Genomic DNA, 12,701 nt, shown 5'->3' on the forward strand with positions numbered 1-12,701 from the left:
ATCATAAATGAATCTTCACTCACCACCTTTATCACCCGCAATTTCCAAAAAATCTCCCTTACCGGGCGAGCCAGCCGCCGTCTACTGCAACGGTAAAACCGTTAACATAATTTGAGGCATCTGATGCAAGCCATACAATCGTACCTTGCATATCTTCTGGAGTTCCCCATCTTGCGGCAGGTATTCTTTCTAGAATTGCAGAATTTCTTTCTTCATCATCGCGAATTTGAGCAGTATTGTTCGTTACCATATATCCTGGTGCAATTGCGTTAACATTGATATTATGCTTTGCCCATTCGTTAGCAAGTGCTCTTGTAAGGCCCATAAGCGCACTCTTGCTTGCTGTATAAGCAGGAACTCTGACTCCACCCTGATAGGAGAGCATTGAAGCAACGCCGATTATCTTACCACCACTATTTTGTTTCATATATTGTTTTGCAAATGCTTGGCTGAGGAAGAAGACAACCTTTTGATTAACTGTTACTACATCGTCCCAGTCACTTTCTGAATAATCTATGGCATCGCATCTTCTAATAAGGCCTGCATTATTTACAAGAATATCAACTCTTCCAAATGCTTTAACAGACCCTTCCAATATGCTCGGGATTACTTCAGTTGATGATAAATCAGCTATAACCTCAGCAAATTCTCCACCAAATCCATTAATTATTTTTTTCGTATCATCACAACTTCTTCTAGCAACGCCAACAACTTTCGCACCAGCCTGTGCTAATGCTACTGCCATGCCTTGTCCAAGTCCTGTATTAGCACCTGTAACAACTGCAACTTTACCATCTAACTTAAACATATCTAATATCATATTTTCTCCATTTCTGTTCATGTCAAGGTTGTTCTACATGCAAAAATCTTTCATCCTTATCTTCACTTTTGCGCATCTTTTAATGGCCCGCTCTGCGAGACAATGTATATATCAAGTATGTGCATTAGGCGCAAATATTGTAATAAATAAGAATGCTTAACTTCTGCTTGCCACTTGGCTATGTCCTGAAATTAGGATTGTGAAAAATAAGATACATTTTCCACAATCCCAATTTTAATAAACTTTGTATTTAAAAATCTAGTATTACCTAGTTAAATCCAATAAACTTATTAACAATTTTGTATCCCATTTTTGAAACCTTACGTCCGCTTCTTCCTGGAAGATTTACAGAATTTCCAAGGAATGAATATCTTAGTTTCCTATAAAGCTTCACATTAGCAGCCTTAACAAATCTCCATAATTCTTTCTTCTTTTCGAATGCCTCTTCTGTATCAGATAATATAAGCATAATCGAAGATACTTCCATCATTATTTTCAAATAGTTAATCATGTAATGTCTGCATTTCTTGTCCTTAACTGCATCAAAATCAAATAAATCAACCATAATCTTATTGACTCTAATCTGTTGGTCAATTCTTTGAATCATTACCTTTTCATTAACCGACTGGTCATCTCTTCCAATAAAATATCTGTAGAAATTAACATCAACATAGTACATATCCTTAACAAATGGAAGTGGCTCAAATACAAATATATTATCAACATAAAACGTATGTTTCGGCAAATTCAGCTTACATTCTCTAAGCAATTCAGTTCTATACACAACAGAATGCATTAATATATACTGATCAACCTTAAAGTGTCTAATATCTTGCCAAGAAAACATCTTCTCAACAGGCATTGCATTTCTGTAACTCATCACTCTCTTACGTCTAACGCCAACTTTTTCATATACATAATTGGCAATCAGCATATCGAGATTCTTGTCTTCTTTACTAAGCATTTTAAGTGTTTCAAGAATCTTCTTGTAACTGTCTTCATCCAACCAATCATCACTATCCACCACTTTAAAAAACAATCCCGTTGCATTTGCAATACCCGTATTAACAGCTTGTCCATGTCCACCATTTTCTTGATGAACTGCTTTAATTATGGATGGAAATTTTGCAGCATACTCATCAGCGATCTGGGCTGTGTTATCTTTTGTTGAACCATCATTCACAATAATAATCTCTACATCTTCTCCACCTAAGAGTGCTGATTCGATGCATTTTTTCATATATGCAGCTGAATTATAGCAAGGTATCGCTACTGATAAAATTTTCATTTATTATATATCCTCCCAAAAATCTGATTTGACATAAGGCCCGTTGCAACCTCTAAAGATTTACCGACGATTGCATCAATGTTATAATATTTGTACTCGGCCAAACGTCCTAAAAGAACTAGATTGCCAAATTCTTCGGCTTTCTTTTTATACTTATTATACTTCGCTATATTATCATTATTTATAATTGCATAATATGGTGTTTCACTTGTATCCCCTGTGTAAGCTTTTGGAAATTCCTTTACAATAGTAGTACTTTCATCATTCTTCTGGTTCGTTAAATACTTAAATTCAGTGATTCTAGTGTAATCCTGGTCGACTGTATAGTTAACAAGCGCTCTGCCCTGATAACTTTTCTCCTTGAAATTTTCAAACTCAAAATCAAGCGTCCTATATGGAAGCATGCCATATTCATTATCAAATAAATTATCTACTTGACCAGTAAAAATTACATTCCCTTGGAATTCTTCTCCTTGGTAATATATTTTACCATCCTTAAATTCCATGCACTTCTTAGCATCAGTGCCAAGTTGTACAGTGATATTCTTATGATTTAGCATATTTTCAAACATTGAGGTATAACCGTCAAGAGGCATTCCTTGATATTTATCTTGGAAATATCTATTATCATATGAAATAAATACTGGAACCCTTCCAGTTACTGTTGGATCAATATCCTCTGGCTTTTGTCCCCATTGCTTCATTGTATATCGAAGAAAGATACTATTATATACGTAATATGCAATTCCATTGATATCCTCATCATCACTATTCATTAATTCTAATATTGGAACCTTCGTTTCCATACCGTACTTATTAATCAGCTTGGTGGTGAGCTCAGCGGCCTTTTCTTCGCTGTATACCAACTTTAAAGTATTCAGATTAAATGGCACAGGAATTAATTTCCCGTATACATCGGCAACCACTTCATGCTGATAATCATACCACTTTGTAAATCTTGATAAGTAATCATTCACTATTTTGTCATTTGTATGGAAAATATGTGGTCCATATACATGTACTAAAATCCCATATTCATCTAATGCATCATAACAATTACCAGCAATATGATTTCTCTTTTCTAAAACCAGTACCTTTTGTCCGCCGTCTTCTGCTAATTTTCGAGCAACAGTCGCTCCTGCACATCCAGCCCCTATGATTATACTATCGTACACTTTATAACTCCTGTCTGTCCTCTTCAAAGGACTTGTAATTCGCTGATTATAGGTTTGATCTTTCGATCAACCTTGTAATCAATCATCTTATATATAACAAATAGTACTGCAGTCTCTAAAACTAACAGTGCTAATTTTATCCAGATATAATGAATACCATCGATTACGTCTGTGCCAAGCATAGATACTGCATTCGCACAAACATGGAATATAATTGGAGCCCATATATTCTTATACTTCTCATACACATATGCCAAAAACATTCCCGCCAAAAATGCGTATACAAACTGAACTAAGTTTCCATGGGTGATTCCAAATGCCAAGCTTGAAATAATAGCTGCTACAAAAGGTTTACATAAAGTCCTTAACCTTTTATAAATCAAGCCTCGAAACAACAGTTCTTCTAAAAGAGGTGCCATGCATACTGTCGTCAAAAATGTAATGAAATAATCACCACCAAAAATTTTGCTAGCCATTTCTTGATACATTGGTGAATAATTAACGACTCCCGTTAGATCAATAAGATTATTAAGTGCTAGACATGCAAATATTCCAAGCAATGCAGAATAGAGATACGACCGAAATGGTAATGATACATAGCTTACGACCATATGTCTATCTCCATATTTTTTCTTATCTAGGAAAAAAAATAAATATAATACTGGGATTGTGATCAATCCACTTACAAATGTTAGAAACATTGCTTTATCATATATAAGTTGATTAAGTTCCTCATATATCTGTGAAAAGTCAGTTGAATTAGCACTTCCAATTATCCTAATACAATCAGGAATAATTAAAACAATCTCAATGGCAACTGTAATCATAAAGTATAATATATATGGATATAAAACTCTCCATATCGTTTTTAGCACGCTATCTCTTTGCATATATTCACTACTTCCCCTATATTCTATACAAATATTCTAACCATATAATCCATTATATTATACCCATTAATTTCCATGATTATAACAAAAGTATATCTTAGTAATTATACGACTATCGCTGTTGACCGTCAATCAAATGTTTTTCAAGGGCAGTACCACTGTAATTCGCGTTCCAATTTCTTCACGGCTAAGGACTTCAAAATAGCCTTCATGTTTTTCTATTATCCACTTTGCAATAGAAAGTCCCAAACCAGTACCACCAGTTTTCTTATCTCGCGCTACATCTGATCGATAAAACCTTTCAAATACATGACCCACATCGAGTTCCTTCATTCCAATCCCATTATCTTGAACAGAAAAATATGATATACCCTCATTATTAATTCCACATCGAAGTGAAATCACATCTTTTTCTAGTGTATATTTTGCTGCATTATCAACAAGAATTCTGGCCGTTTGCTTAAGCATTGACATATCTGCATAAACAAAGGCTTCACTATCACCCTTAAATTCATACATATGATTTTCATCTATCATTAATGATTCTTCATATACTTCCTGCAACATATCATTTAATGAAAAAGTCTCAAAATTAAGCTGGTTTCTACCACTGTCACCTCTTGCAAGGAATAATAATTGCTCCACCAGTTTCTTCATTTGTTCAGACTCATTTTTAATGGCTTCAATTGACTCGTTTAATATTGTTTCATCTTCTTTTCCCCATCTATCAAGCATATTTACATATCCTTGAATTACAGCAATAGGAGTCCTAAGTTCATGTGAAGCATCTGAAACAAATCTTGACTGCTGCCTGTATGATTCTCTCATTCTTTCTAACAAACAATTGATTGCCGCTTCTAATCCCTTTAAATCTTCATCGGTTGTATTTAGCGTACCATTGGGGCCAGTTGGGGATATCTTAGCAATTGCATCTTCTAAACTGTGTACTTTACTCTCATCAAATGAAATATTACTTAATCTGCTGGTCGTCTGCGCTAGTTCATTAAGAGGTTGTAGCGTCCTTCTAATCTGTCTCGCACTTGTAAAAAGATCTCCAATAAGAATAAATAATTGAATACACAGTAGCCATATTACAACTGTATTTAAAATGCTAATAACCATATCTAGACTAGTGACATCATGTAAACCTTCATTATCTATAACTTGATATGTTACACTTTTCAAATCATTAGTAATAAACAGTCGCACCTTTTTATTACTATCTTCTCTGCTATATGCTTCATATATCGTATTATTACCTTCATTATATACAGCTCTATAATTATCGAATTTAAAATTTCCAAGTCCTTGCTTTTCAGTGAAATATACGCTTGCACCAACAAATACAAAAGCTATCATAATATCAACGGATAAAAATGCAGAAAATAGCTTTGCAAGCCACATATATTTAATTTTTCTAGCTGTGGATGTTACTCTTTTTCCTTCATTATTCATAAAAACCCCGCCTTATAACTTATACGTCACTTTTAATCATATATCCAACGCCTCTTATTGTATGAATAAGTTTAATTCCAAATGTATCGTCAATTTTACTTCTCAAATACCTTACATAGACATCTATTACATTCGTTTCGCCCATATAATCATAGCCACATACTTTTTCAAGAAGTGTATCTCTCGAAAGAACAATATCTTTGTTTTCCAAAAGTACCTGTAACAAAGTGAATTCTCTGTTCGTTAATTCAACTTCTTTATCATTTACCTTAACTTGATGTCTAGTTTCATTCAAAGTTACATTGTTGCATTCCAATAAATTACTATCAACTGCAGTTGTAGTTGATAACTGATTTGCTGAGGATTGATGTTTTTTCAAAGCTGTCCTTATTCTAGCAAGAAGTTCTTCTATCGCAAATGGTTTTGTTATATAATCATCCGCCCCAGAATCAAGTCCTGAAACCTTATCCATGACTGCATCTCTTGCCGTCAGCATAATGACAGGCAAATTAGAGGTCTTACGCAACCTGCGCAAAACCTCCAATCCATTCAGTTCAGGCAACATAACATCCAGTAGCATCAAAGAAAACTCTCTATTTTGAGCCATTTCAAGCCCTTCTCTACCATTAGATGCTTTTTCCACAACATAGCCCTCATGCTCTAACTCAAGCTCCACAAAACGAGCAATCTTCTCTTCATCCTCTACTATCAAAATCCTAGTCTCCAAAGTTTCCATATCAACCACCATCCCGCCGCCAAGCGCCCAAAATTAATCAAATAACTGAAGTATCAAAACTCTCCTAAACGTGTAAATCATGAATATTATTTTATGTTTTGATTTTTCCAAAAGTAACTCGTGAATATTAATTTATAATTATGCTTTCCCGCAGACCGGCTGAAAGCTGCGCTTATGTTTTTTATAAGACTCAAATGAAAATCGAACGAAGTGAGGTTTTTCATCATATCTGAGGCTTATAAAAAACATGCTGCTTGAAGGAAAGGCAAGGAAAAGTATAATTATAAATCAATATTCACTCACCACCTCCCGCAAAAATCAATCTAAACCAATATTCATCCAACCCCTACCGTAAAGTTTTTACTTAAATGATTTTATTTATTTTTTACTTATTTAAACCTGATTTGAAATCGCCTTTGATATTTTCTGCTGTTTCTGAAGCCTTATCCATGAAATCATTTACTGGTTTCCTGTCAACATCAGGACCTCTAAACGAATACTTAAATCCAAAGAACAAGCCAATTACTAACAGCGGAATTGTTACCCAAAATATAAATATTACAAACAGCACAAATACTGTAACTGGAATACACACTGGCTTTTCATTATTTCTTTCTATTTGAAAAGAGTTTTCATTCCCTTTTTTTATTACTTTTCCACACCAACTGAAGAATTTACCAATGATTTCCCCAAAACTAGTATCATTAGAACTGTATGATGTGGAATTGTGTGTACTAGTATCATCCTCACCATTCGTTGTATATGATGTAGCTTTTGGTCCATTTACCTTGCCTTCCTTTTCTAAATACACCATAGCATCAAGAATATTCCAGTCATTGGCCTCCAATGCTTCTTTTGCCTCTTCGTAGCTTACATTCGCTTTCTCTCTTAACTTCTCTACCTTTTCAAATTGGTCCATATCTACACCCATCCTTTTTACTTATTTTCTTACATCTAAAACTGTTTGTTTACTATGGGTATATCATACAACTACAAAATTAAACTAAAATGTAGTAAAGATTAAAATCAGATTAAGAACAAATAATTATATATCACCAACCACATTAAATGATTTGATTTTTATCTGATTTTGTTTTCATTATATATCCTATTTGCTTCTATGGCAATACATCTTCTAGGACTCTGCCTTTTCGAATTTCATTATCCATATATAACTCGTCACACCTATTTATGTATTAAGTTTTATGTTTTAAGTTTATCTATTAAAAAGCACCCAAATAATGGATGCTTTTTAATAACTTGCAATAAATATATTATTTAGTAGATCCTTTTGATACGTTCATGGTTGAATTACCATTGCCTTTAAATGAATTATTGGCTCCATTTACTGCACTTTTATTTGATGCACCTTTATTTGATGCACTTTTATTTGATGCACTTTTTTCAATCCCATCAGAAGTTGCATTACTATTAGCTTCATCAGCTGCATTTTTACTATTCATTCCACTGTTTCCCATAATTAATTACCTCCTACATTTATTTATATTTTTTTACTTTAATATTTTAAGCAAAAATGATTTTATTATTCGTAATTTAATATGGTAAATTGGTTAGAATTTTATTTAAATGAATATTTATTTTTTAAAATTGTAACACTATTTATTATAGGAGTTAATATTAAGATTTTAAGTTTCATCTTTTCTTCCTATTAAAATAAATTTATTAACTCCTATATTTATACACTCACAATTGTAAGCACATCTTTGCGATGGTACTAATTTAAGGGAACAGCCAAAGCTGCTCCCTTAAATTGTAAATATTTGTTACCAGCCGATTTACATTCTATCCGGTGCTTCAATACCGAGTAAATCAATGCAGCATTCCAAAACGCTCTTAGTCAATGTGATTAATGATATATATCCTTTTTGCTTATCCGCATCCTCTTCCACTAATATTTTCGTATCGTGATAGAATCCGTTAAATGCATCTGAAACATCATAAATAAATTGACAAAGCTTATGTGGTGCTTTTTCTTCTTCTGCAACTGTTATTACGTCACTCATTTTGGTAAGTGAAAGCATAAGAGCCTTCTCTTTAGAACCTTCTGGTGTAGCAATTTTCAAAGCCTTAATACTTCCACCATTTTCAATATATTTTGTTAAAATCGACTTTATTCTTACGATTGTATAGAGAATATATGGACCTGTATTTCCTTCAAACGAAGTAAATCGATCAATGTCAAATGCATAATCTTTCGCAGCTTGATTTGATAAATCTCCATATTTCAATGCTGCAAGCCCTACTATCTTAGCAGTATCTTTCGCTTCTGAATCTTCTACCGTTCTATTTTCAATAATCTTATTGTAAACAGCTTCATTAATATCAGCAATCAAATTCTCAAGACGCATAACACCACCAGATCTTGTCTTAAATGGTTTGCCATCTTTGCCATTCATAGTACCAAAGCCAAGAAATGTGAGTTCTGTAGTTTCCTTTACTAATCCAACCTTTTTAGCAACTCTAAAAACCTGCGTAAAGTGAAGTTCTTGACGTTTATCAGCAATATAAATGTATTTGTCTGGGCTATATAACTTTTCTCTTTCAATAATGGTCGCCAAATCGGAAGTTGCATAAAGAGATGCCCCATCCGTTTTTCTTACTATACAAGGTGGCAACTCATTTGAATCGGTGTCAAGTGAAATATCAATAACCATAGCGCCTTGGCTTTCATACGCAAATCCTCTGTCAATGAAATCTTGAACCATATCTGGAATATAAGGCTGAGCATCACTTTCACCTTTCCACAAATCAAACGTAACATTAAGATTACTATAATTCTTAATCAGATCCACTTTTGATACATTCATAATATGTTTCCATACTGCTGTAAATGCTGGATCTGAGTTCTGAAGTTTCAAAGTTGTTGTATGCGCACGTTCCTTAAATTCCGGATTTTCTTTTGACTTTGTACTAGCCGCTGGATATATCTGTTCAAGTTCTGAAATCGTAAATGGTGGCTCAAGTGGATATTCTCCACTAAAACTTTCATCAAAGTATACTAGTTCTGGCTTCCTGTCTCTTAATTCTTCAATAATCAAGCCCATCTGAAGGCCCCAATCACCAAGATGAACATCACTAATTACATGATTACCAACAAACTTCTCTATACGTTTTACACTTTCACCAATTACAGCTGAACGTAAATGTCCAACATGAAGAGGCTTCGCAGCATTAGCGCCTCCAAAGTCAATCATAACAGTTTGTGGTTTTTTAACTGACTTATATCCAAAAGCTTCTGAGCTTCTCATCGCTTCTAAATATGTGCCTAAATATGCTTCATCCAAAATAATATTAATAAATCCGGGATTTACACATTCAATATTCTTAAATATCTGATTACCCTCTAACTTTGCAACAACTTCACTTGCAATTATAAATGGTGCTTTCTTATATTCTTTTGAAGCTGCCATCGCTCCACTGCACTGATACTCGCACAAATCCGGTCTGTTAGAAACGGTTACCCTTGCATATTTTTCATCATATCCACATTCATTGAATGCAGATATTAGCTGCTCCCCAATTAATTCTAAAATCGTTTTCATGGATTCTGCTCCTTTTAAACTTCTAAACTTCTTAAACTTCTTAAACTTCTAAACTTTCGCTTTAATATTCTATGCTTTTTAAAAACATACCATAACTCTCAACTGGTAAGCTTAAGACGGCATCATTCTTACCTTCTAAAACAGCTAAAATCTCTTCTGGTTTTCTCTTTCCATTTCCTACATCAAGTAAAATTCCAACCATTAATCTTGCCATATTATGAAGGAAATCATCTGCTTTAATTCTGATTTCTATTTTTTCACCACTATCATAAATTTCTACATTTTCTACATTTCTTATTGTGGACTTTGTCTTCTTAGCTGTTGAAAAAGTCTTATAATCATGACTTCCAACGAAATGTCTTGCGCCAATTTTCATTGCTTCCAGGTCCAACTTACTAAAAGAATGAAACATATACTTTCTTTCAAAAACATTAGCGATTTTCTTCGTATCTATTTTATATACATATGTTTTTGACTTCGCATTCAACTGACTATGAAATCTAAGATCAACTTCTTGTAATTCTAGAACAGCAATATCTCTAGGAAGATATCTATTCAAATAATTCTGTATTTCATATACAGGCATTTTAGTATTAATCTTAAAGTTAGCTATTTGGGCATAGGCGTGAACACCTTTTTCTGTTCTGGCTCCACATATGATTTCAACCTCTTGTTCAGACATTTTTTTTAATACTTCTTCTATTTTGCAATAGATTGTATTTGAAGATTCCTCTTTACCAATTCTTTGCCATCCATCATATCTGCTACCATCGTATTCAATTTTCATTTTATAATTATTCATTTATTTAATATTCCTTTCTTAGTGAGTATCCGTTTAATTTCTGCATATTCATATTTTTATATTAGTGTTATTTGATATTTTCGTATAAACTCCCATAAAACTTTCAATCAAGACTCCGAAAATATGTTTCTTTATTTTCATATTATACACCAATTTCCCCAATACTGACAATACCCCTATTACTTTTCCCAAAAATCAAGTGGCCTGATATCTAAACACAGCATATCAAGCCACTTAAATATGATTCTTTTAATTATTTAATCTTTATCTTTTATTCTCTCACCCCAGATTCGAGTCTCAAACTTATTTTAAGCCGTGTTCCCGTGAATCATAATTTCTAATGATGCATTTACCGCAGACCGGCTGAAAACAGCGAAGCTGTTTTCAGGAAAGGCAAGGCAAATGCATCATTAGAAATTATGATTCACTCGACACCTTAAATATTTTGCCACTCAAATCCTCTTAATTGCTATCATCTATGCTATAATTTGGTGCCTCTTTTGTAATATGAATATCATGAGGATGACTTTCTTTAAGAGATGCAGCCGTGATTTTAACAAATTTACCATTTTCTTTCAAAGATTCAATATCAGGTGTTCCACAATAACCCATACCGGATTTTAAGCCTCCCATTAACTGAAAGATTGTATCTTCCGCAGAGCCTTTGTAAGCAACTCGTCCTTCAACGCCTTCAGGAACAAGCTTTTTTGCATTAGTCTGGAAATATCTATCTTTGCTACCATTTTCCATAGCTGAGATAGAACCCATTCCTCTGTATACTTTATATTTTCTACCTTGATACAATTCGAACGTTCCTGGACTTTCATCACAGCCTGCAAATATACTACCCATCATACATACATTAGCACCTGCTGCGATTGCTTTAACAATATCACCTGAGTACTTAATTCCTCCATCAGCAATAATTGGAATGCCGTAACTTTTTGCTGCTTCATAAGAATCCATAACTGCTGTAATCTGAGGTACACCATTACCGGCAACTACTCTCGTTGTACATATAGAGCCTGGACCAATACCTACTTTAACAGCATCAACGCCTGCTTCTATCAAAGCCTTTGTGCCTTCACCTGTTGCAACATTACCAGCTATAACCTGAAGTTCAGGGTGTTTTGCCTTTATTTCTTTCACCGTTCTTATAATATTACTTGAATGTCCATGCGCTGAATCAACAACGATTACGTCAACCTTAACTTTTACTAAAGCATCCACTCGATCCATTATATTATTCGTAATTCCAACCGCTGCACCACAAAGAAGTCTTCCCTGTGAATCCTTTGCTGACAATGGATACTTAATCTGTTTTTCAATATCTTTAATTGTGATAAGTCCTTTTAGATTAAAATCATCATCAACAATTGGTAATTTTTCTTTTCTCGCTGCTGCTAAGATCTTTTTCGCCTCAGGAATTGTAATGCCAACTTTGGCAGTGATTAGGCCTTCAGTCGTCATACGTTCACTGATTTTTTTAGAAAAATCTTCTTCAAACTTAAGATCACGATTCGTAATAATTCCAACCAATTTCCCATTTTTTGTAATAGGAACGCCCGATATTCTAAATTTGCTCATTAAATCATTCGCATCTTCTAATGTATTATCAGGATGTAAATAAAATGGATCTGTAATAACGCCATTCTCTGAACGTTTTACCTTATCAACCTCATCTGCTTGTTGCTCAATCGACATATTCTTGTGTATAATACCGATACCGCCTTGCCTTGCCATTGCAATGGCCATTCTATGCTCTGTAACAGTATCCATACCTGAACTCATCAGTGGAATATTAAGTTTTATCTTTTTGGTTAAGTGTGTTGATATATCAACCATATTAGGAGTTACATCAGAATACTGTGGAACTAAAAGCACATCATCAAATGTAATACCTTCTCCGATAATTTTACCCATTTTATATTTTTTCTCACTTTCTTTTGTTTTTTCTTATTATTATCTATTT

The 12,701-nt window shown here is 33.7% G+C and carries 11 protein-coding genes; all 11 read right to left on the bottom strand.

The annotated features are described in order from the left end of the window. Positions 1 to 58 precede the first annotated feature (58 nt). On the bottom strand, positions 59 to 820 hold the full coding sequence (gene kduD, locus BMY18_RS05360; protein WP_092451346.1) for a 2-dehydro-3-deoxy-D-gluconate 5-dehydrogenase KduD: 762 nt from the start codon (positions 818 to 820) through the stop codon (positions 59 to 61). A gap of 268 nt (positions 821 to 1,088) precedes the next feature. Next, positions 1,089 to 2,108 carry a glycosyltransferase family 2 protein gene (locus BMY18_RS05365; protein ID WP_092451348.1) on the bottom strand — a complete coding sequence of 340 codons (1,020 nt, stop codon included), beginning with the start codon at positions 2,106 to 2,108 and terminating at the stop codon, positions 1,089 to 1,091. Further along, positions 2,105 to 3,283, bottom strand: coding sequence for a UDP-galactopyranose mutase (gene glf, locus BMY18_RS05370; RefSeq protein WP_092451350.1), 1,179 nt, complete (start codon positions 3,281 to 3,283; stop codon positions 2,105 to 2,107). The genes BMY18_RS05365 and glf overlap by 4 nt, the downstream gene beginning before the upstream one ends. Positions 3,284 to 3,306: 23 nt before the next feature. Next, a complete protein-coding gene (locus tag BMY18_RS05375) occupies positions 3,307 to 4,173 on the bottom strand; it encodes a CPBP family intramembrane glutamic endopeptidase (protein WP_092451352.1) in 867 nt (288 codons plus the stop codon). Positions 4,174 to 4,305: 132 nt separating this feature from the next. Next, a complete protein-coding gene (locus BMY18_RS05380) occupies positions 4,306 to 5,628 on the bottom strand; it encodes a sensor histidine kinase (RefSeq protein ID WP_092451354.1) in 1,323 nt (440 codons plus the stop codon). Between the two features lie 19 nt (positions 5,629 to 5,647). Next, positions 5,648 to 6,364: a response regulator transcription factor gene (locus BMY18_RS05385; RefSeq protein WP_092451664.1), complete on the bottom strand. Its 717-nt coding sequence runs from the start codon at positions 6,362 to 6,364 to the stop codon at positions 5,648 to 5,650. Positions 6,365 to 6,749: 385 nt separating this feature from the next. Next, complete coding sequence (locus tag BMY18_RS05390; protein ID WP_092451356.1) at positions 6,750 to 7,283, bottom strand: DUF4342 domain-containing protein; 534 nt, start codon at positions 7,281 to 7,283, stop codon at positions 6,750 to 6,752. A gap of 355 nt (positions 7,284 to 7,638) precedes the next feature. Continuing rightward, on the bottom strand, positions 7,639 to 7,842 hold the full coding sequence (locus BMY18_RS05395; RefSeq protein ID WP_092451358.1) for a hypothetical protein: 204 nt from the start codon (positions 7,840 to 7,842) through the stop codon (positions 7,639 to 7,641). A 318-nt stretch (positions 7,843 to 8,160) separates the two neighbouring features. Then, positions 8,161 to 9,927: an arginine--tRNA ligase gene (argS, locus tag BMY18_RS05400; protein ID WP_092451360.1), complete on the bottom strand. Its 1,767-nt coding sequence runs from the start codon at positions 9,925 to 9,927 to the stop codon at positions 8,161 to 8,163. Positions 9,928 to 9,988: 61 nt separating this feature from the next. Beyond that, positions 9,989 to 10,729, bottom strand: coding sequence for a tRNA pseudouridine(38-40) synthase TruA (gene truA / locus BMY18_RS05405; RefSeq protein ID WP_092451362.1), 741 nt, complete (start codon positions 10,727 to 10,729; stop codon positions 9,989 to 9,991). Between the two features lie 462 nt (positions 10,730 to 11,191). Continuing rightward, positions 11,192 to 12,652: an IMP dehydrogenase gene (gene guaB / locus BMY18_RS05410; RefSeq protein ID WP_092451364.1), complete on the bottom strand. Its 1,461-nt coding sequence runs from the start codon at positions 12,650 to 12,652 to the stop codon at positions 11,192 to 11,194. Positions 12,653 to 12,701 lie beyond the last annotated feature (49 nt).

This window comes from [Clostridium] fimetarium, from assembly GCF_900111235.1.
GTDB lineage: Bacteria > Bacillota > Clostridia > Lachnospirales > Lachnospiraceae > Clostridium_N > Clostridium_N fimetarium.

Coding starts and splice junctions, on each gene's coding strand:
- BMY18_RS05375 (WP_092451352.1), bottom strand. CDS start 4,173: ATGCAAAGAGATAGCGTGCTAAAAACGATATGGAGAGTTTTATATCCA.
- argS (WP_092451360.1), bottom strand. CDS start 9,927: ATGAAAACGATTTTAGAATTAATTGGGGAGCAGCTAATATCTGCATTC.
- kduD (WP_092451346.1), bottom strand. CDS start 820: ATGATATTAGATATGTTTAAGTTAGATGGTAAAGTTGCAGTTGTTACA.
- guaB (WP_092451364.1), bottom strand. CDS start 12,652: ATGGGTAAAATTATCGGAGAAGGTATTACATTTGATGATGTGCTTTTA.
- BMY18_RS05390 (WP_092451356.1), bottom strand. CDS start 7,283: ATGGACCAATTTGAAAAGGTAGAGAAGTTAAGAGAGAAAGCGAATGTA.
- truA (WP_092451362.1), bottom strand. CDS start 10,729: ATGAATAATTATAAAATGAAAATTGAATACGATGGTAGCAGATATGAT.
- BMY18_RS05380 (WP_092451354.1), bottom strand. CDS start 5,628: ATGAATAATGAAGGAAAAAGAGTAACATCCACAGCTAGAAAAATTAAA.
- BMY18_RS05395 (WP_092451358.1), bottom strand. CDS start 7,842: ATGGGAAACAGTGGAATGAATAGTAAAAATGCAGCTGATGAAGCTAAT.
- BMY18_RS05385 (WP_092451664.1), bottom strand. CDS start 6,364: ATGGAAACTTTGGAGACTAGGATTTTGATAGTAGAGGATGAAGAGAAG.
- BMY18_RS05365 (WP_092451348.1), bottom strand. CDS start 2,108: ATGAAAATTTTATCAGTAGCGATACCTTGCTATAATTCAGCTGCATAT.